The 22,050-nt window shown below is 74.0% G+C and carries 13 protein-coding genes; 6 read left to right on the top strand and 7 right to left on the bottom strand.

Annotated features, from left to right (window positions below; all coding sequences use genetic code 11):
• Positions 1-127 precede the first annotated feature (127 nt).
• Positions 128-1,120 (top strand): helix-turn-helix transcriptional regulator, encoded by a 993-nt coding sequence (locus ACIRVF_RS20140; protein WP_402819250.1) that lies wholly within the window; start codon positions 128-130, stop codon positions 1,118-1,120.
• A 45-nt stretch (positions 1,121-1,165) separates the two neighbouring features.
• On the opposite strand, the gene ACIRVF_RS20135 is transcribed toward ACIRVF_RS20140, so the two are convergent.
• The 6 genes from ACIRVF_RS20135 to ACIRVF_RS20110 all read right to left on the bottom strand — a co-directional run bounded on the left by ACIRVF_RS20135 (position 1,166) and on the right by ACIRVF_RS20110 (position 13,352).
• The gene (locus tag ACIRVF_RS20135; RefSeq protein ID WP_402819247.1) at positions 1,166-1,507 is read right to left on the bottom strand and encodes an STAS domain-containing protein; all 342 of its coding nucleotides are present in this window, start codon (positions 1,505-1,507) and stop codon (positions 1,166-1,168) included.
• Positions 1,508-1,702: 195 nt separating this feature from the next.
• The gene (locus ACIRVF_RS20130) at positions 1,703-2,398 is read right to left on the bottom strand and encodes a formyltransferase family protein (protein ID WP_402819244.1); all 696 of its coding nucleotides are present in this window, start codon (positions 2,396-2,398) and stop codon (positions 1,703-1,705) included.
• A 2-nt stretch (positions 2,399-2,400) separates the two neighbouring features.
• On the bottom strand, positions 2,401-3,633 hold the full coding sequence (locus ACIRVF_RS20125; protein WP_402819241.1) for a cytochrome P450: 1,233 nt from the start codon (positions 3,631-3,633) through the stop codon (positions 2,401-2,403).
• 2 nt (positions 3,634-3,635) lie between these two features.
• On the bottom strand, positions 3,636-5,420 hold the full coding sequence (locus ACIRVF_RS20120) for a beta-ketoacyl synthase N-terminal-like domain-containing protein (RefSeq protein WP_402819238.1): 1,785 nt from the start codon (positions 5,418-5,420) through the stop codon (positions 3,636-3,638).
• A gap of 37 nt (positions 5,421-5,457) precedes the next feature.
• The gene (locus tag ACIRVF_RS20115) at positions 5,458-7,275 is read right to left on the bottom strand and encodes an amino acid adenylation domain-containing protein (RefSeq protein ID WP_402819236.1); all 1,818 of its coding nucleotides are present in this window, start codon (positions 7,273-7,275) and stop codon (positions 5,458-5,460) included.
• The gene (locus ACIRVF_RS20110) at positions 7,272-13,352 is read right to left on the bottom strand and encodes an acyltransferase domain-containing protein (RefSeq protein WP_402819233.1); all 6,081 of its coding nucleotides are present in this window, start codon (positions 13,350-13,352) and stop codon (positions 7,272-7,274) included. Before ACIRVF_RS20110 ends, ACIRVF_RS20115 begins: the two co-directional genes overlap by 4 nt.
• A gap of 739 nt (positions 13,353-14,091) precedes the next feature.
• On the opposite strand from ACIRVF_RS20110, the gene ACIRVF_RS20105 reads away from it, so the two are divergent.
• Both ACIRVF_RS20105 and ACIRVF_RS20100 read left to right on the top strand, forming a co-directional pair.
• Positions 14,092-15,438: an MFS transporter gene (locus tag ACIRVF_RS20105; protein WP_402819230.1), complete on the top strand. Its 1,347-nt coding sequence runs from the start codon at positions 14,092-14,094 to the stop codon at positions 15,436-15,438.
• A gap of 32 nt (positions 15,439-15,470) precedes the next feature.
• Complete coding sequence (locus tag ACIRVF_RS20100) at positions 15,471-17,267, top strand: acyl-CoA dehydrogenase (RefSeq protein ID WP_402819227.1); 1,797 nt, start codon at positions 15,471-15,473, stop codon at positions 17,265-17,267.
• A gap of 14 nt (positions 17,268-17,281) precedes the next feature.
• Here the strand turns inward: ACIRVF_RS20100 and ACIRVF_RS20095 are convergent, their stop codons facing one another.
• Entirely contained in the window at positions 17,282-17,917 is a 636-nt protein-coding gene (locus tag ACIRVF_RS20095; protein WP_402819224.1) for a hypothetical protein, read from the bottom strand.
• Between the two features lie 264 nt (positions 17,918-18,181).
• Here ACIRVF_RS20095 and ACIRVF_RS20090 point away from each other — a divergent pair, with 264 nt between their 5' ends.
• From ACIRVF_RS20090 to ACIRVF_RS20080, 3 genes are all read left to right on the top strand, one after another.
• On the top strand, positions 18,182-18,820 hold the full coding sequence (locus tag ACIRVF_RS20090; RefSeq protein WP_402819221.1) for an LmbU family transcriptional regulator: 639 nt from the start codon (positions 18,182-18,184) through the stop codon (positions 18,818-18,820).
• A 169-nt stretch (positions 18,821-18,989) separates the two neighbouring features.
• On the top strand, positions 18,990-19,781 hold the full coding sequence (locus tag ACIRVF_RS20085; protein ID WP_402819219.1) for a phytanoyl-CoA dioxygenase family protein: 792 nt from the start codon (positions 18,990-18,992) through the stop codon (positions 19,779-19,781).
• A 44-nt stretch (positions 19,782-19,825) separates the two neighbouring features.
• A complete protein-coding gene (locus ACIRVF_RS20080) occupies positions 19,826-21,928 on the top strand; it encodes an NAD-dependent epimerase/dehydratase family protein (RefSeq protein WP_402819216.1) in 2,103 nt (700 codons plus the stop codon).
• Positions 21,929-22,050 lie beyond the last annotated feature (122 nt).

Here is a 22,050-nt window from a genome sequence, read left to right as displayed (position 1 = left end):
CAGCTCCGGGAACGAAGTGACCCGCCCGAACGGCCGCCCGAACGAAGCCGGTCCGGCCCGGAACCGGTGCTCGGCTTTCGGTCGCGTCGAGGGGGGCGTAGCCTCGGCACGGTTCATCCAGGCCGGGGTGGATGCAGACGGACGGGTGGCGGTGACGGTGGAGGAGCTGTCCTTCGACAGTACGAGCGCGGAGGCCACGGAGGAGTTCCTGTCCACCGCCTACACACCGATGCGGATCGGCAAGTCGGTGGCGGACGCCAGGACCCGGATCAGCCGCAGGTCGGCGGGCCCGCTCAGCGTGGACCGGCTGTCCTTCGGCTACGACATGGCCTACGACGCCGGGAGCCTCGGCCGGGTGTGCCTGATCAGCATCCACTCCGGCACGGTCGCCGACCTGAGCCGGGCGGACGGGACGGACCGGGAGGAGGCCTTCGGCCCCGGTGAGACCTTCCTGGTCGCCCCGCCGGACGCCCCGTACCGCGGTGAGGTCCGCTCGGCCCGCTACACCATCGCCATGTTCGACACCGCGCTGCTGGACGCCGTGGCGCCGGCCGGCGGCGACGGGAACGCCCCGGTGCGCCTGACCGGGCTCCGGCCCGTGAGCGAGGCGGCGAACCGGCAGCTGGGCGCCGCGGTCGCCTACGTGCGCGACCACGTGCTGGCCGACCCGGCCGCCTGCGAGAGCGAGCTGCTCGTCTCCACCGCCGCCCAGCACCTGGCGGCGGCGACCCTGGTGGCCCTGCCCCACACCGGGCGCACCGACCCCGTCCCCGCCGACCGGGCCGACGCGACACCCGGCGCCCTGCGCCGGGCGATCGCCTTCATCGAGGCGAACGCCGACCGGGAGGTGTCCCTCGCGGACATCGCCGCGGCCGCCTTCGTCACCCCGAGGGCGCTGCAGTACGCCTTCCGCCGGCACCTGGACACCACCCCGCTCGGCTACCTGCGCCGGGTGCGGCTGGACGCGGCCCACCGGGACCTGCTGGCCGCGGACCCGGCGACCGCCACGGTGACCGGCATCGCGATGCACTGGGGCTTCGCCCACCCCGGCCACTTCGCCGGCCTCTACCGCGCCGCGTACCGGCGGACGCCGGGGGAGACCCTGCGCCGGCGGGACTGAGCGCCGAACGCGCGGGGCCGGGCGCCGCACGCGGGCCGTGCGCGGTCAGGCCGCGTCATCGGCCGGGAGGATCTCGAAGACGGTGTCGCTCCCGGCGGCGCGCAGCAGCCGGGACGTCTGGGCCCGGGGCGCGGCGAGGCGGAAGGTGATACCGCGCGCGGTCGCGGCCCGGCGGGCCTCCAGGAACTCGTTGAGACCGGAGGACGTGCAGAAGACCAGGCCCGCGCAGTCGACGGTCAGCACCTCGGGTGCGGGCCGGGCGGTCACGGCGTCGTGGAGGGCCCCGGCGAGCACGGCCGCGGTGCCCAGGTCGACGTAGCCGTCCAGGGAGAGCACGACGAGGCCCGGAGCCGTCGTACGGCGGACGACACGCAGCCCGGCGTCCATCGCGCTCCTTCCGCCGACGGGGGCCCCGCGCCCCCGGGCCGCTTCCACGGTGTCGCGCTGCGGCCCCGCCGCGCAGCGACGGGAACGAAGCGGCGGGTCACCACGACGAAACCGGGCGTGCACCGCCCGACCGGCCCGACCGCCCGGACACCGGGTCGGGCGGTCGGGCCGGTCGGCACGCCCCCGGCCGGGGTTTCACCCCTCGTGCAGCGCCCACCGGCTGCCGTCGACCCGCGCCGTTCCCGGCAGGGCGATCAGCTCGGGCTTGAACAGCGGCGGCGCGCCCATCGCGGGCTCCCAGGTGGCCAGCGACTCGTCCTGGGGCACCTCGATCCGCCGGTCCGCGGCGAGGTCGTTGACCACCTTCAGCAGCAGCCGCACGCCGAGCGGCGCCAGATGGTCGCGCCACAGGCTCCGGGCCGTCGAGCCCGGGGGCACGAACAGGTGCTCCTGGGCGGCGATCGGGCCGCCGTCGGTGCGCTCGGTGAGGTGGTAGACGCTCCCGCCGGTCACCTTGTCGCCGTCGCGGATCGTCCAGCGGACCGCGTCCCGGCCGCGGTGCAGCGGCAGCAGGCTGGGGTGGTAGCCGATGGCCGCCACGGCGGCCCGGGCGCGGGTCTGGCGGCCGAGGAAGGCGTGCGAGTGCGCGGCGAGGATGATGTCCACCCCGTCCGGGACGTGCCGGGCGCGCAGTTCCTCCGAATCCGTCCAGGGGATGTCCCGGGGGTACGCCCAGGAGCGCAGGCGGTCCCAGCACATCGCGTTGCCCTCGTCGGACTGCCCCTTGCGCAGCCGGGGGGCGGCCGCACCGACGATCTTGTGCCCTTCGTCCAGCAGCGCCTCCGCGACCTGCACCGCGAACGCGCCCTGCCCTGACAGGTAGATGTGCATCCTCACTCCTTCAACCCGGCGGGATCGGGTTCGAACCGCACCGGCAGCGTGGAGAAGCCGGTCAGGAAGTTGGACCGGATCGGCAGCGCCTCGCCGGTCTGCTCGAACCCGGTGGTGAAGTCCCGCAGGGCGGTGAGCAGTTCGGCGATCTCCACCTTGGCCAGGTAGGAGCCGACGCAGAAGTGCGGGCCGTAGCCGAAGGCCAGGTGCCGGTTGGGGGTACGGCCGAGGTCGAACACCCCGGGCCGGTCGAAGACCCGCTCGTCCCGGTTGCCAGAGGCGTGCCACAGGGTGACGATCTCACCGGGCCGCAGCCGTACGCCGTGCAGTTCGGTCTCCCGGACGACGCTGCGCCCGAAGTGCATGGTGGGCGAGGCCCAGCGCAGCACCTCGTCCACGGCGGTGTCGACGGCGACGTCGTGCCGCTTGAGGCGCCGCCACTCCCCGGGCCGGGCGGCCAGGGTGCGGACGCAGTCGATCATCGTCAGCCGGCTGGTCTCGTCGCCCCCGATGATCAGGCTGTAGCAGTTGAGCACCACGTCCTCGTCGGTCAGCGGCACGCCGTCGATCGCACTGGCGATCAGCATGCTGATCACGTCGTCGCCGGGGGCCTCGCGCCGCTCCTCGACGAGGTCCATGAAGTACATCAGGATCTCGTTGCGGGCCATCTCGGAGTCGACCTCGTCGACGTCCTCGTCGTCCGCGGACAGCGCCGCCTTCGTCAGTCCGAGCAGGTAGTCCTGGTCCTGCTCGGGTACGCCGAGCAGGTTGGAGACGGTGGTCATCGGGATCCGGGCGGCGATCTGCTGCGCGAAGTCGCAGCCGCCGGACTCGACGGCCTCGCGGATCCACTGCCGGGTGTTGGCCCGGACGGTCCGGGCGACCTCGTCCAGCACCCGTGGGGAGAGCACCCGTTGGAGGATCTTGCGCAGCTCGTGGTGGCGGTGCCCGTCGGTGACGGCGAGCATCCGGCCGGCCCCGGCGTCGCCGCCGCCCAGCAGGGTTACCAGGACGTTGCCGCGCTCGGAGGTGAAGTTCCGGTTGTCCCGGTAGGTGGTCAGGATGTCGTCGTGGCGGGAGAGCACCCAGAAGCCGCGACGGCCGTCGACCGGCGGGTTCCAGTGCACGGGGGCGGTGTCCCGCAGGGTGCGCCAGAACCCGTCGAGGTCGTGGTCGGCGAAGGTGGCCGGGTCGCCCAGGTCCACGGTGGCCGGTGCAGGAGCCGGTGCGCTCATGCTCACCAGTCCGTGCGCCAGAACCGGCGGGGCCGGAACGGATAGGTGGGCAGTGGCACCCGGTGGCTGTCCTCGCCCCGGTGCAGGGCGGCGAAGTCCACCTGGCTGCCGGTGACCCAGGCGGCCGCCAGGTCGGCGAGCGCCCGCTCGTCCCGGCCGGCGGGCACGATGCCGTGGTCGGTGCGGGAGAAGCCGTCGGGGTCGGTCGGCGGGGCGGCGGCGGTCGTGGTGGCCGGGCCGCGGGGGACGTCCTCGGACAGCGCGGCGATCAGCTCGGCGCGGCTGCGGACCACGGCCGCCCAGCGGCGGGGCATCACCTTGCGGCCGAGGTTGAGGCTGAAGCAGACGTCGTCCAGCCGGAGTCCGGGATCCGCCTCCAGCCGGTCGCGGAGCCGCGCGCGCTGCCGGGCCAGGGCGTCGTCGTCCAGGGCGGAGAGGGTGGCCAGCCGCGGCCGGCCCTCGGCCTCGGGGGCGCGCCCGGCCGGCGTCGGCGCCTCCTCCAGCAGCAGGTGGGCGTTGTAGCCGCCACCGCCGATCGAGGTGATGCCGGCCCGGCGGATGCCCGCCTCCGGCTCCCAGTCGGCCCCTTCGAGCTGCGGCACGAAGGGGGTGCCGGGGAAGTCGAGGTCCGGGTTGACCTCGGTCAGGTTGATCGTCGCCGGGAGCTTCCGGTGGTACAGGGCCAGCGCGGCCTTGATCGCGCCGAAGCCGCCCGAGACCACGCCGCCGTGGCCGACGTTGCCCTTGACCCCGCCGATCGAGGTGGTCGCGGTCTGCTTCCCGAACGCCATGCTCGCCGCGTGCACTTCGAGCTCGTCGGTCATCGGCAGGCCGAGCCCGTTGGCCTCGTACATGGAGACGGTCTCGGGGGCGACGCCGCCGACCTCCATGGCGCTCGCGATGCAGGCGCTCAGCCGCTCGGGCTGGGCCAGGCCGTACGCCATCGCGCTGACCCCGTTGTTGTTGACGGCCGAGCCCTTGACCACGGCGTAGATGTGGTCGCGGTCCGCGACGGCGTGATTCAGCGGCTTCAGCAGCACGGTGACGACTCCGCTGGACAGCGCGGTGCCGGTGCCGTTGGCGTCGAACGGGCGGCAGTGGCCGTCCTTCGACAGGATGCGGTTCTCCTCCCACAGGTGGCCGCGCGGGTGCGGCAGCCGGACCATCGCGCCGCCGGCGATCGCCATGTCGGTCTGGCCGAGCAGCAGCGACTGGCAGGCCAGGTGGACCGCGTAGTGGAAGCCCGCGCAGACGGCCGCGACGGTGACGGCCTCGCCGGTGAGGCCCATGTAGTACAGGGCGTTGGAGGTCATGGTGTCCGGCGACCAGGCCAGGCTGGCCTCGATCGCCTCGGGACCGACCGACACCCGGTCCGGCGGGGAGCTGTAGAGCGCGGCCGTCTGCGGGTTGTTGGCGCCGTACATGCCGATCTCGGCGCCGAGCCGGTCCGGGTCGTAGCCACCGTCCTCCAGCGACTCCCAGGCGCTCTCCAGGAACAGCCGGTTCTCCGGGGTCATCGCGGCCGCCATCCGGTCGCTGATGCCGAACACCGACGGGTCGAACTTGTCGTAGGTGTCGAGCACGCCGCAGGCCCGGACGTAGAACGGGCTGTGGATCAGCGTCTCGTCGACGTGGATGTCGTCCTTGGCCAGGAAGGAGATGGACTCCCGGCCGTGGACGAGGTTGTCCCAGAACTGTTCCTTGGTACGCGCTCCGGGCGCCCGTAGCGACATGCCGATGACGGCCACGTCGCCCGGGTCGTACTCCTGCTGGGGGCTGTCGGTCATGGGAGGGGCTCCTGCTCCGTTGTCGAGTGAGGGTGGCTCAGCGGCTCAGCGGCCCGCGTCCGCGCAGTGCCGCGCGGCGGGCGCCGGCGCGCTCGCGGGCCGACCGGACCACCTCGGGGGTGGCACCGCTCTCGTCGTCGAGCCATCGGGCGAGGGAGGAGATGTCGCGGAAGCTGAAGAGGTCGGGCACCCGGACGCGGCGCTCGAAGCGGCGGGTCATCAGCCGGGCCAGCCGGACCAGCAGCAGCGAGTCGCCGCCGAGGTCGTAGAAGGCGGACTGCACGTCGATCGCCGAGGGTTCGAGGCCCAGCAGCTGGCCCCAGATCTCCGACAGCGCCACCTCGGTCGGCGTGCTCGCGGCCGTCAGCGGCCCGCCCGTCCCGGCGGCCGGCGGCTCGGGCAGCGCGTTGCGGTCGAGCTTCCCGCCGGGGCCGAGCGGCAGGGCGGGCAGCAGCACCAGCGTCGCGGGCACCATGTAGTCGGGCAGTTCGGCGGCGAGCCGGCCGGTGACGGCGCTCTGCAGCGCGGCGTCCAGCCGGGGGCCGTCCGGCGCGGCGCCCTCGCCCGCGGGCACGACGTAGCCGACCAGCCGGTTGCCCCGGACGACGGCGGCGGCCTCCCGGACCTCGGGGCAGGCGGTCAGCCGGGCCTCGACCTCCTCCAGCTCGATCCGGTAGCCGCGCAGCTTGACCTGGTGGTCGGTGCGGCCGAGGAAGCGCAGTTCGCCGCCGTCGGTGAACTCGACGACGTCCCCCGTGCGGTACATCCGCTCGCCGTCGCGGAAGGGGTCGGGAAGGAAGCGTTCGGCCGTGGTGTCCGGGCGGTTGACGTAGCCGTGGGCCAGGCCGGGGCCGCCGAGGTAGAGCTCGCCGGACGCACCGGCCGGCACCTGCCGCAGCTGCTCGTCGAGCACGTAGACCCTGGTCGTCGGCGGGCCGATGGTCGGCTCCCCGGCGCCGTCCGCCGGGACGGGCCCGAAGGAGCAGAACACGGTTCCCTCGGTGGGGCCGTAGGCGTTGAACACCCGCTCGGCGCCGGTCTCCCGGTACGTCCGGTCCACCAGCTTGCGGCGCAGCGCCTCGCCGCCGAACACCACCGAGCGCACGTTGGGCGGCAGGGCCCCGGCGTCCAGCAGGCCGTTCATGACGGACGGGACGACGTTCAGGTGGGTGATCCGGTCGGCGTACCGGCTCTCCGCCAGGTGCACCGCGCTCTCGACCAGGACGACGGCGCCGCCTCGGCACAGCGCGTTGAAGATCTCCATCACGGACATGTCGAAGCAGACCGAGCTGGCCGCCGAGATCCCGCTCAGGTCGCAGCCCTCCAGGACCCGGTCCAGCTCGGCGAGCATCGCCGTGCAGCCGCCGTGCCGGACGGCCACGCCCTTGGGCCGGCCGGTGGATCCGGAGGTGTAGATGACGTACGCGGTGTCCTCGGGCACCACCGGTACGGGCCGGGCGCCGGGCTCGGTGGTCACCGTGTCGCCCAGCACCACCACGGTCGGGCCGGTCGGGCAGGCGGCCCGGGAGGCGGGCGTGGTGAGCAGCAGCCGGGCGCCGCTGTCCTGGACCATGAAGGTCAGCCGGTCGGCGGGGTAGTTGGGGTCCAGCGGCAGGTAGCAGGCGCCGGTGCGCAGGGCCGCCAGGATGCCGACCAGCAGGTCGGGGGTGCGTTCGACGCAGATGCCGACCGGGACTCCCGGAGCTGCGCCGGCGGCGGCCAGCCGCTCGGCCAACTCCCGGGACCGCTCGTCGAGTTCGCCGTAGGCCAGGACTCCGGCGTCGGAGTAGACCGCGGTCGCGTCGGGGCTCTTGGCCGCCTGCTCCAGGAACTCCGAGTGCAGGGTCGCGGTCACCGGTCGGTCCCCTCGGGCAGGCCGGTCGGCGCGAGCTCGCCGAGGGGCAGGTCGGGTCGGGCGATCGAGTCGAAGAGCACGCTGCGGTACAGCGCGAGCAGTGCGGTCACGGTGTGCCTTTCCAGGTAGCTCGGTTTGAACTGGACGTGGCCGGCCACCTCGCCGTCGATGTCGGCCATCGAGATCTCCAGGTCGAACTTGGCGAGGTGCCTGCGCACCTGGAGCGGCTCCAGGGGCAGGGCGCCGTCGGGTGTGAGGGTGCTGCCGACGCCGTGGAAGAGCTTGACGGAGCGGGGGAAGGCGTCCGAGGACAGCCAGTTGACCACCACGTCGAACCACGGGGAGCGGCCCTCGGCGCGCGGCGGCTTCAGCTGGGAGGCCAGCAGGTCGAGCGGGTAGTTCATGTGCTCCAGCAGGCCGAGCGAGAACGCGTGGACCTCGCGCAGCAGTTCGCGGAAGCTGCGGTCGGCGGCGGGGTTCGCCCGGACCAGCACGGTGTTGAGGTAGTAGCCGATCGCGGACTCCCAGCCGGGCTCGGCCCGTTGGGCGATGGCGGTGGCCAGCACCGAGTCCTCCGTGCCGACCGCCCGGTTGAGCGTGGCGAAGAACCCGGCGAGGACGACGGTGCTGATAGACACGCCCTCGCGCACCGCGAACTCCCGCAGCAGGCGGGTCTCCTCGGTACTCCAGCGGAACGCCAGGTCGCGGCCCTCGTAGGTGACGCCCGGCGGCCGCTCCTTGGCGGACAGGTCGAGGTGGGCGGGCGGGTCGGCCAGCTTCCCCGACCACCAGTCCAGCGCGGCCTCGGCCGCCGGCCCGGCCAGCCACTGCCGTTCCCGGGCGACGAACTCGGTGTACGGAACGACGGGCGCGGCGGCGGCCGGGCCGGCCCCCTCGTAGTACTCCTGGAGTTCGCGGATCATGACGTCGGCCGAGGCCGCGTCCGAGGCGATGTGGTGGACGAGCACCAGCAGGTAGTGGTCGGCCGGCCCGCGCGTCATCAGGACGACCCGCACCAGCGGCCCGTTGTCCAGGTCCAGCGGCCGGTGCCCTTGCCGGGCCAGCTCCTCGCGGGCCTGCTCGTCGTCCAGGTCGGAGCTGTCCACCACCAGGAACTCGTACACCGGCTCGTCCAGGATCACCTGGTACGGGCTGCCGCCGGCCTCCACGAAGAGGGTGCGCAGCGCCGGGTGGCGCAGCACGACGGCCCGTACGGCGCGCTCCAGGGCCTTCTCGTCGACCGCGGCCCGGATCCTGGCCGTCACCATGAAGTTGTAGGGCACGGCGTCCGGCGAGACCATCTGCATGAACCAGAGCGAGGCCTGGCCGTGCGAGGCGGGCGCCAGTTGGAGGCCGAGGCCCTCGGCGCGCAGCTGCTCCAGGGCGGGGGCGTCGGTGGCCTCCAGCAGGCCGCGGGCGTCCAGTTCGTCGAGCAGTTCCTCGGCGTCCAGTTCGGACAGCTCGGACAGGCCGTCCGGGAGCACCGGGGCGGGCGACGCCCCGACGGTCGCCACCGGCGCCGGAACCGGGACCGGAACCGGGGCCGTCACGGGAGCCGGAGCCGCGGCGGGCCGCACCGGCTCCGGCGCGGCGGGCGGTCCGGCGGTGAGCTCGACGAAGTGGCCGACGACCTGGGAGATGGCCCGGCCGTCCAGGAACACCACCGGCGACACCCGGTGCCCGAACAGCGACTGCAGCCTGTTGACCAGCCGGATCGCCAGCATCGAGTCCAGGCCGAAGTCGAGCAGGCTGGCGTTCGGGTCGAACCGGCCCACCGGCACGCCCAGCGCGTCGGCCAGCTCGGCGAGGACGACCTCCGCCACCGGACGGCTCTCCGCCGGCTGCTGCTCCTGCGGCCGGGCCTCGGGCGCGGCCGCGACGACGGGCACCGGTGCGGCCACGGGCGCGGGCCCGGCGGCCGGGGCGCGGAGCTCGGTGTCGATCCAGTACCGCTCCCGCTGCCACTGGACGAGCGGCGTCTCCACCGCCTCGACGTCGTCGGAGAACAGCCCGTCGAAGGTCAGCGGCAGGCCCCGGACGAACAGTGAGGCGGCGGCGCCCAGCAGGCAGCGCAGGTCGCTCTCCTCGCGCCGCAGCGAGTTGACCGCGTGCACCCGGGCGCCGCGGGTCAGGGCGATCTCCTCGACCGCGCCGCGCAGCGTCTCGTGCGGGCCGATCTCGACGAAGGTGCCGACGCCCTGGTCGACCAGCGCGCCGATGGTCTCGGCGAAGCGGACCTGGTTGCGCAGATTGTGCACCCAGTACTCGACGTCGGTCGTCGGGTTGACCGCCCCGGCCACCGCCGTGGAGTGGAAGTCGAGAGCGGGCGGCAGCGGGGTGATGCCGTCGAGGGCCGCGCGCAGCGGCGGGATCAGCGGGTCCATGCCCGGGCTGTGCACCGGCCGTTCGACCCGGATCCGCCGGACCGAGACGCCGTCCCGCCTGAGCTCCGCCTCCAGGGCGTCGATCGCCGCGGGGGAGCCGGAGACCGCCGCGCTGGTGGGGCTGTTGACCACGGCGACGGCGGCGTGCTCGGCGTACGGGGCCAGCCGCGGCAGCAGCTCCGCCTCCGGCAGGTCGACCGAGATCATCGCGCCCACGGCGGCCTCGCGCTCCAGCAGGTGCGAGCGGGCGACCACGACCCGGGCGGCGTCCTCCAGGGACAGCGCTCCGGCCACACAGGCGGCCGCGACCTCGCCCAGGCTGTGCCCGACCACGGCGGTCGGCTCGATGCCGAGGCCGAGCCAGACCTTGGCCAGCGAGACCTGGAGGGCGAACAGCACCGGCTGCTGGAAGTCCATCTCCTCGTACCGGGCCTCGTCGGCAGGGGCGGCCAGCTGCTCCAGCACCGAGCAGCCGCCGGCCGCCCGCACGGCCTCGTCGCAGGCCTCCATCGAGCTGCGGAAACCGGCGTGGGAACGCAGCAGTTCGCGGCCCATGCCGACCCACTGGGTGCCGCCGCCGGAGAACACCAGGGCCACCCGCCGGTCGACGTTGCCGGAGACCGTACCGGTGAGGACGTCGGGGTGCGGCGTTCCGGCGGCGACCCGGGCCAGGCCGTCCAGGACGTCCTGCCGGTTGCGGGCGAACAGCGCGATCCGGTGGCCGTGGTGGCTGCGCCGGGCCGCGAGGGTGTACGCGAGGTCGGAGACCCGCAGGCCCGGGTGGCGTTCGACGTGGTTGGACAGCTCCCGGCAGGTGTCGGCCAGCGCCTCGGCCGTACGGGCCGTGACGGGCACCAGGTGCGGCCGCTCGTCGGCCGCCCCGGCCGCCTCGGCCCCGCGGCTCGGTGCGGTGTGCCGGCCCCGGTCCCCGGCCAGGAACGGGTGGGCGGCGACGGGCAGTCCGGCGGTGTAGAGCGCGCCGAGCGAGCCGAGCAGGGTCGCGGCCTCGTCGGCGCCGCGGCGCATCGAGGGCAGGGTGGTCGCGGTCAGGATCTCCGACACGGACTTCAACAGCAGGGGGTGCGGGCTGAGTTCGACCACCGCATCGATGTCGTGGTCGCGCAGCGCGGTCAGCGCGTCGACCATCCGGATCTCCCGGCGCAGGTTGTCCGCCCAGTAGTCGGGCCCGAGTTCGGCGCCGTCGACGAGCTCGCCGGTGACGGTCGAGATCATCGGGACGCGGGCGGTCCGGGGCCGGATGCCGTCGAGCTCGACCCTGAGCGGGGCGAGGACGTGGTCGACCAGCGGGGAGTGCGGGGCGTGGCCCATCCGCACCCGGTGGTTGGTGACGCCCGCCCCGGTCAGCCGCCCGACCAGGTCGTCGATCTCCTGCGGGGTGCCGGTGACCAGCGTGGAGTGCAGGCCGTTGCGGCCGGAGAGGGTGAGCCCGCCGGTCAGGTACGGAGTGACCTCCTCGGCGGCGGTCATCACCACGATGCCCTCGCCGCGCCCCACGGCCAGTTGCTGGAGCAGCCGGCCGTGGTGGGCGGCCAGCCGGGAGGCGTCGTCGAAGTCGAGTGCACCGGCGACGTGGGCGGCGGCGAACTCGCCGACGCTCTGGCCCACCACGACGTCCGGCTCCACCCCCAGGGAGCGCCAGGCCTCGGCCAGGGCGACCTGGAGGGAGAACAGCAGTGGCTGGAAGACGTCCATGTCGTCCAGCCGGCCGTCGGGGGAGAGCAGTTGGTCGACCAGCGAGAAGCCCAGCAGCTCCCGCATCCGCCGGTCCGAGCGCATCATCGACCGGCGGAACACCGGCAGGCCGGCGAGCAGCTGCCGGCCCATGCCCACCCACTGGGAGCCGTTGCCGGAGAACAGGAAGGCCACCCGCGGCCGCGCGCCCGTCGCCTCCCCGACGCTCAGCCCGTCGGCCGCCGTACCGCCGGCGAAGGCGTCCAGGGAGGTCCGGAGTTCCGCCATGTCGCGGGCGGTGGCGGCGAGCCGGAAGGCGCCCTCGCCGGGCGTGCGGGCGCACAGCGCGCGCAGGTCGCCCTCGTCGCGCAGCGCCCGGGCCCGTTCCGCCAGCTCCTCCCGGGAGTCCGCGGCCAGCAGCAGCAACGAGGCCTCCGGGCGCGGCAGTTCCTCGACCGCGACGTGACAGATCGCCCCGCCGAAGCCGAAGGAGCTGACGCCTCCCCGGCGGGCGTCGGAGCGCCGGGGCCAGGGCGTCAGCCGGTCCTGGACGGTGAGGTTGTACTCCTCGAACATGATCTGCGGGTTCGGCGCGCTGTAGTGCAGGCTGGGCGGCAGGACGCCGTTGCGCATCGACATCGCCAGCTTGACCAGGCCGACGATCCCGGCAGCCGCCTCCAGGTGGCCGACGTTGGACTTGACCGAGCCGAGCCGCAGCGGTTCCGTCCGGTCGCCGCCCAGCACCGCGCCGATGGCGTTGGCCTCGATCGGGTCGCCGAGGGGCGTCGCGGAGCCGTGGCACTCGATGTAGTCCACCAGGTGCGGGGCGATGCCGGCCCGTCGGTAGGCGGTGCGCAGCATCTTCTCCTGCGCCTGGGGGTTGGGCGCCGTCATGCCGTTGCTCAGGCCGTCGTTGTTGGAGGAGCTGCCCTTGATCAGACAGTAGACCGGCAGGTCGCGCTCCAGGGCGGTGCTCAGCGGGGCGAGCACGACGACACCGGCGCCCTCGCCGCGGACGTAGCCGTTGGCGCGGGCGTCGAAGGACTTGCAGCGGCCGTCCGGGGCGAGGGCGCCCATCTGGTCCATGGCGGTGTAGTAGTCGGAGACGAAGCTCAGGTTCACGCCGCCGGCGAGCACCAGGTCGCTCTCGCCCAACTGGATGGACTGGCACCCCACGTGCACCGAGACCAGCGATCCGGCGCAGGCCGCGTCGATGGCCATGCTGGGGCCCTGGAGGCCGAGCAGGTAGGAGACCCGGTTGGCGATGATGCCGTCGTGCATGCCGGTCGCGGTGTGCGGGGTGATCTGGCTGTCAGGCCCGCGGTAGTGGGCCAGGGCGGCGTAGTCGCCCCAGCAGGAGGCCATGAACACCCCGGTGTCGCTGCCGACCAGGCTGTGCGGGGCGATGCCCGCGTCCTCCAGCGCCTCCCAGGACAGCTCCAGGATCAGCCGCTGCTGGGGGTCCATCTGGACGGCCTCGCGGGGCGAGATGCCGAAGAACAGCGGGTCGAAGCGGTCGATGCCGTCGATGAACCCGCCCCAGCGGACCCGGTCGTTGAGCAGTTCCCGCCGCGCGGCCGGTACCGGCCCGACGGCGTCGCCGCCCTCGACCAGCAGCCGCCAGAACGAGGCCGGGTCCGGGCCGCCGGGGAAGCGGCAGCCGATGCCCACGACCGCGACGGGCTCGTGCTCGGTGGTACGGCGTCCGGTACGGCGGTCGGCGTCCGGTGCGGGCTCGGCGGCAGGAGGGCCGTCGACCACCGCGCGGGCCAGTTCCTCCACGCTCGGGTACTGCCAGGGCCAGGTGGCCGGGACGGACCTGCCGACGAACTCGGACAGGGCCGCGGCCAGGGCCACCGACTTGGCGGAATCCAGTCCGTAGCGGTGCATCGGCGCCCGGCGGTCCACCGCGTTCGCGGGTACGGCCAACAGCTCGGAAACCCGGGAGAGCAGGAATTCCGTGACGGCGGACAGGTCTCGCGCTGCACGTTCTCGGGGCATGGCGACTCCAGGGGCAGGGCGGGTGGAATGGAGGGTGAGGTGCACTTCCGACCGGCCGCCGGCGCATGGACAGCCGGGCCGCGGAGGCGAATTCAGCCGCTTCCGGAATCCCCGGTCACGAGCGTCACGTCAGCTCGGGGGAGCGCGGATCAGCGGCCCACTGTGAAGTTCTCGCCGACGCGTGCGGCTCCTGCCGATCGGTCCTTCGGCACGTTCGCTGCCGAGGATTCGCGCGGCGTTGCTGTCCCGGTCCGCCCTGAGCGCGGAGAACGGGGGAAAACACGGGAAACCCCAGCCGGGGCGGGTGTCGAGGTCGATCCTGTCGAACGCGGATGAAATGTGTCGAGCGCAAGGAAATATGCGAATTGATGTGCTTCGGATCACCGGGTATTTACCGACCAGCCGGTATGAGCGTGCCACTTGGTGAATGGCGAGACAAGCGTCGCCGGAGACTGGTCGGACCAGTGGCGAGATTCGATCGCCAAAGTGTCCGATTCGATCTCCTCGGCGTCGAGGGCCGTCGAACGGCCTTGCCGTGGGGTCGAGTTGGCGAGGGGCGGGCTGGACATCGGTAGATCCACCCGGGCAAGCTGATCCTCATGCCAGTTGTGAGCCCTGAGACGGCGTCAGTCGGAGTCGACCGTTCCTTAGCCGGTCGGCACCACCCGCGGCCCCGGGTGGCCGCACCCCCCGGTGCACCACGCGGCGCACACCCCGGTACGCGCGACGGGGGGCCGGCATGACCGACACCGCGGTCACGCCGCTGACCCGCCCGGGACTGGCCCTCGGAGTGCTGGCCGGGGCACTCGCCCTGGACGTGAGCGGCCTCGGCGTGCTCAACGCCGCCCTGCCGTCCGTCGGCACGCGCTTCGACCTGAGCGACACCACCCTCCAGTGGGTGATGACCGCCTACGCCGTCACCTTCGCCGGCTTCCTGCTGGTGGGCGGCCGACTGGCCGACGTGCTCGGCCGGCGCCGGGTCTTCGAGACGGGCGTCGCGGTCTTCACCGTCTCCGCGCTGGTCGGGGCGGTGGCCCCGAACATCGCCGTCCTGCTGGGCGCGCGCGCCGTCCAGGGCATCGGCGCCGCCCTGTCCGGACCGGCCGCGCTGGCCCTGCTCTCCGAGGCGTTCCCGGCCGGACCGGCGCGCAACCGGGCGTTCAGCGTCTACGCGGCCGTCGGCGCCGCGAGCTTCAGCGGTGGGGTGCTGCTCGGCGGCGTCCTGACCCAGTTCTTCGGCTGGCGCTCGGTGCTGTGGTTCTCGGTGCTGCTGGGGCTCGCCGTCCTGGCCGTGACCCGCATCGGACTGCCCGACGGCGCCGGGCACAGCGGCCGGCTGGACCTGCCCGGCGCGATCTCCGGCACCCTCGGGCTCACCCTGCTCGTGGTCGGGGTGAGCAGCGGCGGCGCGACGGCCTGGGCGGTGCTCTGCGCCGCGGCGCTCTGCCTGGTGCTGTTCGTCGTCCGCGAGCACCGCACCGCCGACCCGGTGCTGCCGCTCGGGCTCTTCCGCCTCGCCCCGGTGCAGTCCGCGAGCCTGGCCGCGTTCCTCCAGTACATGGGCTCGGTCGGGATGCTGTTCTTCGCTCCGCTGTACCTCCAGGGGATGCTGGACTACTCGCCCTTCGAGTCCGGCCTCGCGCTGGTGCCGATGTCCCTGGCCGTGTTCCTCACCGCCAACTTCGCCACCGGCCGCCTGCTGGCCCGGTACACCCCGCGCACCCTGATGGCCGTCGGCCTGGTGCTGATCGGCGTGGGCACCGGCCTGTGGCTGGCCACCCCGCACTCCGGCGGCTACGTCACGTACGTGCTGCCCGGGCTGGTGCTCAGCGGCATCGGCCAGGGCCTGAACTTCCCCTCGATGACCACTGCCGCGCTCAGCGGGGTCCCGGCCGAGCAGCAGGGCGTGGCCGGCGCCGTGAACGTGGTGACCCAGCAGATCGGCGCCAGCGTCGGCGTGGCGCTGATGGTCCTGGTCGCCGGGACCCGCGAGGACCAGCTCGGCGGCTACCATCTCGCCTACGTCACCGCCGCCGTCGCGTGCGTCCTCGGCGCCGCGGCCATCGCCGTCAGGCGCCGGGACTGAGCCGACAGGACCGAGTTGAAAGGCCGGCCCCCATGACCTCCCTGCTGCTCTCCCGCCGTGACCTGGACTTCCTGCTGTACGAATGGCTGGACGTCGTGTCCCTCACCGGGCGGTCGCGGTACGCCGACCACTCGCGGGAGACCTTCGACGCGGCCCTGGACCTCAGCGAGCAGGTCGCCACCCGGCACTTCGCGCCGCACAACAAGCGGAACGACGCGGAGGAGCCGCGCTTCGACGGCGAGCGGGTCCACATCATCCCGGAGGTCGGGGAGGCGCTGAGCGTCTTCGCCGGGACGGGCCTGCTCGGCAGCGCCATGGACGAGGAGGTCGGCGGCGCCCAGCTGCCCACCGTCGTGGCCAACGCCTGCTTCGCCTGGTTCCAGGCCGCCAACCCGGGCACCGCGGCGTACCCGTTCCTGACCGCGGGCAACGCCAACCTGCTGCTGGCGCACGGCAGTCCGGAGCAGATCGACACCTACGTCCGGCCGATGGTGGAGGGCCGGTTCTTCGGCACCATGTGCCTGTCCGAGCCGCAGGCCGGCTCCTCGCTCGCCGACGTCCGCACCCGGGCCGAACCGCGGGAGGACGGCAGCTACCGGCTGTTCGGCAACAAGATGTGGATCTCCGGCGGCGAGCACGAGCTGTCCGAGAACATCGTCCACCTGGTGCTGGCCCGGATCCCCGGCGGGCCGCCCGGGGTGAAGGGACTGTCGCTGTTCATCGTGCCCAAGGTGCTGGTCGGCGCCGACGGCTCACCCGGCGAGCGCAACGACGTCGTACTGGCCGGGCTCAACCACAAGATGGGCTTCCGGGGCACCACCAACACCCTGCTCAACTTCGGCGAGGGCGTGCACCGGCCGGGCGGCGAGCCCGGCGCGGTCGGGCACCTGGTCGGCGAACCGCACCACGGCCTGGCGTACATGTTCCACATGATGAACGAGGCCCGGATCGGCGTCGGCCTCGGCGCCACCGCGCTCGGCTACACCGGCTACCTGCACGCCCTGGACTACGCCCGCAGCCGCCCCCAGGGCCGCCCGGTCGCCGCGAAGCCGGCGGGCGGACCGCAGGTGCCGATCATCGCCCACGCCGACGTCCGCCGCATGCTGCTGGCCCAGAAGTCCTACGCCGAAGGGGCGTTGGCCCTGGTGCTGTACTGCGGCCGGCTCCTGGACGAGGAGCGCACCGGCGCCTCGCCCGAGGACCGCTCCCGCGCCAAGCTGCTGCTGGACGTCCTCACCCCGATCGCCAAGAGCTGGCCGTCCCAGTGGTGCCTGGAGGCCAACAGCCTCGCCATCCAGGTGCACGGCGGCTACGGCTACACCCGCGAGTACAACGTCGAGCAGTTCTACCGCGACAACCGGCTCAACCCGATCCACGAGGGCACCCACGGCATCCACGGCCTGGACCTGCTCGGCCGCAAGGTGGTCATGGACGGCGGCGCGGGCCTGCGACTGCTCGTCGGGACCGTCTCGGCGACCGTCGCCCGCGCCGGGGCCGCCGGCGGTGAGGCCGCCGCGTACGCGGCGCGGCTCGACGAGGCCGTCCGGCGCGCGGTCTCGGTCACCGGGCGCCTCTGGGCGACGGGCGACCCCGGGACGGCGCTGGCCAACGCCAGCATCTACCTCGAAGCGGTCGGCCACACCGTGGTCGCCTGGCTGTGGCTGGAACAGCTCCTCGCCGCCGAGGGCGGCAGCGGATCCTTCTACGAGGGCAAGCGGCACGCCTGCCGCTTCTTCTTCCGCCACGAACTCCCCAGGACCGGAGCCCAGTTCGACCTGCTGGAGAGCCTGGACCGCACCGCCGTGGAGATCCCCGACGACGCCTTCTGAACGCGGTCGGACCCTCACGGTTCCCGGTCCAGGGCGAAGGCGACCATCTCCCGGTAGACGGGGTGGGGCGCGTCCTCGGCGGAGTACCAGTCGCCGGGGCCGGTGCGCTCCTCCCAGGCCAGCTGGGCAGCGGCGATCGCGTCGACCAGCTCGGCGGCCAGCCGTCCCGCCTCGAAGAGGTCCTGGTCGGTGGACTGGGAGCTGGCGCCGACGATCTGGCCGCGGATCGCCGCCGAGTGCCCGTAGCGGAACCCGCCGCTGCCGCACAGGTGGGGGTCGGTCAGGACCGCCTCGCCGTAGTTGCGCCCCAGCCGGCGGTGGCCCGCGGCCTTGGCCGCCGCCCGGGGCAGGAAGCGCCGGGCGTCCTCGCCGACGGTGACCACCGCCATCACCGCCCGCTCCTCGGGCACCCAGGGCCCGGCCGTCGGGTCCAGCAGCACGAAGCCCATGCTCGCCCGGGGGTACGGGTCGCGCGGCGCGGTGGCGGCGGGCGCCGTGTGGTTGCGCCAGATGCTGGCGGCCCGGCGCAGCCCGAGGTCGAGCAGCAGCCCGGCGAAGTCCGCGTCGTCGAAGAGGTGCCCGTACGGGTTGTGCCGGTGCTGGGCGCGCACGGTCAGGCCGTGCTCCGAGACGCTCTCCCGGGTGGTCACATCGGTTCCTTCTGCAGCTTGCGACGCCCCTCCGGCGGGGCCCGGCGGTGCGATTGTGACCACGGCGGCCGACGGCCCGCCAGATCCGTCGGTACGGCGGGACGCCCGCAACCCGTCCGAGCTGCCGTCCCTGACGCGGTCATGTCCCGCCGGCGGGACGGCGGGCACGGACCGGCCGGCACGCGATGGCTGGTCTAGACCTTGAAGCGGAACCGTTCCGTTCCCCACAATGATCGACTGTTGCTGAACAACGGGGAGGCAAGGATGCGAGGGGCGGATCGGCCGGACCGTGTGAGGATTGTGGGCGGGCGCGCCGGGCGGAATTTCGAACTCTCCCGGAACCAGACCTCACTGGCGCTCCCGGCGAGACTCCCGATCGACATGTGGACGCGCATCGGGCAGGATCTCGGGGCGGCCGCGGATTCCGTCACCTGGTGGCTCGGCGACTGGCTCGTCTACGGCCAGGACCGGTATCCGGAGCGTTACCGCCGGGCCATCGACGAAACAGCACTCGATTACCAGACACTGCGGAACTACGCCTGGATCGCCAGGAAGTTCCCGCCCGGCCGCCGGCGGCCGGCCCTGAGCATGCAGCACCACGCCGAGGTCGCCTCGCTCGATCCCGAGGTGCAGGACAACTGGCTGGACCGCGCCCAGCAGGGCGGCTGGTCCCGCAACGAACTGCGCCGCCGGATCCGCGCCGCCACGACGCCGGACACGGGCGCGCGACCCCTCTCCGTCGAACTCAGGCTCGCCGTCACCCAGGCCCGCCGCGGCCTCTGGGAGGACGCCGCGGACCGCGCCAACTGCGACCTCTCCGCCTGGATGCTGGCCGTCCTGGACGCCGCCGCCCGCCGCGGCACGGAGGGCCGCGACCGGCTGCGGATCGCCGACGCGGGCTGACCCGAGCCCCCCTCGGCAGACTGGCGCGAACACCGTCGGAAAAGCCGGACCGGAACCGAATCACGAAATACGGCGGCGGAACCGACCCGCCGTGCTCCGCCATGCTCGGGCGGCCCCGGCCCCGGCGAATTCCACCGGCCCCGGGCCGTCCACGGGAAAGGATTCAGCCATGACAGTGAGCGCACAACTCGACCTGGTCGGCGCATTCCGGGAGGACGGATTCGTCTTCGCCGGGACGCTGCTCTCCCCGGAGGAGGCGGAGGCCTACCGGGAGATCTACGACCGCTTCCTCGCCGGAGAGATCGAGAGCGGCGACAAGCGCTCCGACCTCGGCTCGCACGCACCGCGCGCCGACGGCGTCGAGCCGGGCGTCGAGAACATCACCCAGATCATGTGGCCCTCCGCGCTCCATCCGCCGATCCTCGAACTACCGCTCCACGAGCGGGGCTTGGCCCTCGCCCGCACGCTGATCGGCGAGGACGCGATGCTCGACTTCGACATGCTGATCCACAAGGCGCCGCACACCGCGGTGCCCACGCCCTGGCACCAGGACGCCGCCTACTGGATCGACCTGCCGGACACCCGGGCCGTCTCGATCTGGGTCGCCCTGGACGACGCCGGACCGGACAACGGCTGCATGTGGTACGTCAAGGGCTCCCACACCCAACCGCTGCGCCCGCACCGCCCCACCAGCGACGGCAAGAACATCGAGTGCGACTGCACGGAGGACGAGCCCGGGGCCACCGCCGTGCCGGTGCTCGCCGGGCAGGGCGTCGCCCACTCCGGCAGCACCCTGCACTACTCCCGCGGCAACACCAGCGACCGGGTGCGGCGGGCGTACATCCTCAACTACCGTCCCGCCGCGATGATCCGGCTGGAACGCGAGCAGGGCGCCGACCACGGTCTGAACGTCAACGAGCGCAAGGTCCGCAACACCGGCGCCGACCGGGCCGCCGGCTGACCCGTCCGCACCGGTCCTCCACCCCCCCACAGCGAGGAAGTCCGATGGATGCCAGTAACGAACCGGTCGTCCGCAGCGAACCGCCCGTCAGCACCGAACCGGCGCGGGTGCGGCTGAGCGGCGCGGTGATGAGCCACCCCAAGCGCGCGGCGGAGGCCCGGCGGCTCGCCGACGCCGACCCCCGCGGCCGGGTCCGCGTGATCATGGACCCCGAGCCGGACGGCCGCCCGACCGCCCTGCGCGTGGCACCGCTCTCCTGGTCCTGCGTGGCGCCCGACGCCACCCACCACCTGGTGCTGCAGGACGACGTGGTGCTCGCCGACGGCTTCTACGAGCACGCCGAACGCGCCGCCGCGGCGGCCCCCGGCGAGGCGATCGCCCTCTACGCGGGCTGGGAGGCGCGCAACGGCGCCGTCGCCCGGCTCGCCGCGCTCACCGGCGAGCCCTGGGCGTACACCCTCCAGGAGCACGTGCCCTGCCAGGCCCTGATGCTGCCCGCCGAGGCGGCCCGCGGGTACGCCGCCTTCCAGGAGGAGCACGGCGGCGGCTGGCCGTACGACGTGGTGGTGCAGCGCTACCTGAACGCGATCGGCATGCCGGTGCGCTTCTGCACCCCCAGCACGGTGCAGCACGACGACCTGCCCAGCCTGGCCGGCAACACCTACCACGGCTTCCGCCAGGCCACCCTGTTCACCGGGAAGGCGGGGGCCGCCGACGGGGCGTCCCGGGTGGACGCCGACCGGCCGTGCCCGCGCTTCCCCGTGGTGCCCTTCTACCAGTACGGCGACGCCCGCTGCGCGGTCCTGCGGGACACCGGGTGGGAGTACCTGGAGACCGAGCGGCAACTCGCCCGGACCGGCCTGCTGGACGCCTGCCTGGACGCCCTCCGGGCCGCCGGACCGGACGCCGCGGCCGGACTCCCGGACGGCGCCGGCCGGGCCGTGTGGCTGACCGCCTTCGCCCTCGGCGCCGTCACCGCCGACGCGCCGGAGCCGGACCCGGAGGTCGCCGCCGCCGTCATGGAGACCCTCGGCTCCGGCGGCCTGTGCGAGGAGTTCACCGCGGCCGAACTGCTCGCCATGGCCCCCGCCGTGCGCGACCTCGCGCTGACCGCGCTCGCCGCCGGCCGCCGCGCCGGTGCGGACCCGGCCGCCCGGGCGCCCCGCCCGGCGCCGTCCGCCCGGGTGGCCGTCACCGGCGGCGACCCGGCCTTCGCCCGGCAACTGGCTGGGCTGCTCGCCGACGCCGGGTACGACGCGGGGCACGACACCGGTCACGACACCGGGTACGCCGCGGGGCAGGACACCGGGTACGACGCGGGGCAGGACACCGGTCACGACACCGGGTACGCCGCGGGGCAGGACACCGGGTACGACGCGGGGCAGGACACCGGGCATCCGTCCGCTCGCCCGTCCGCTCGCCCGTCCGCTCGCCCGTCCGCCGAGGACCTCGACGGCGTCCGGTACGTGGTGCACCTGGGCCGCCCCGAGGAGGACGGCCTGCTGGCCGATGTCCTCGCCGCCGCCGCCAAGGCCGGGGTGGAGCGCCTGGTCTATGCCGGTTCCTCCGCCGTCTACCGGGGCAGCCGCGAACGGACCGTCACCGAGGAGTCCCCGGCCGAGGCCCCGGTCGACCCGGTGGCCCTGGCCTGGTGGCGCGAGGAGCGGGCCGCCCGCGCCTGGGGCGCCGAGCACGGAGTCCCCGTCCAGGTGCTGCGCCTCGCCGACCCGGTCGGCCCGCACGCGCCCGCGGACAGCCCGCTGGTGCGGTGGGTCGACCTGGCCTGGACCCGCCGCCCGCTCGCCCTCAACCCGCTGGGCCGCCACCAGGTGCTGGACCACCGCGACCTCGCCGACGCGCTGCGCGCCGTCCTGGCGGCCCCGCCCGCGCAGCCGGTGCTCAACGTCGCCTCCGCGGCCTTCGACGAGCAGGAGCTCGCCGGGCTGCTGGCCGACGTCTCGCGACGCACGCCCTGGGAGTGGGTCCAGGACCCGACGGTCGACCGCTGGACGATGGCGACCGGACTGATCGAGACCGAACTCCACTGGCACGCCTCGGCGGTGCTCCGCGAGAGCATGCGCGCCCTCGCCCAGTGGTGGGCCTGCGACATCCACGGCGACTACTCCGTCCCGGCCCGCCCCCGCTAGAGCCCTTCCCGGGCCCGGGCCGGGGGGGCCCCCCCGGCGCCCCCCGCCCCCCCCCCCCCCCCCCCGGGCCCCCCCCCCCCCCCCCCCCCCCACAACCCGGTTCCCCCCCTGCCCCCCACGCC

This window comes from Kitasatospora sp. NPDC101157 (genome assembly GCF_044768255.1).
Taxonomy (GTDB): Bacteria; Actinomycetota; Actinomycetes; order Streptomycetales; family Streptomycetaceae; genus Kitasatospora.
The sequence above is the reverse complement of the archived record's forward strand: the minus strand, read 5'-3'. Positions and strand labels throughout refer to the sequence as shown.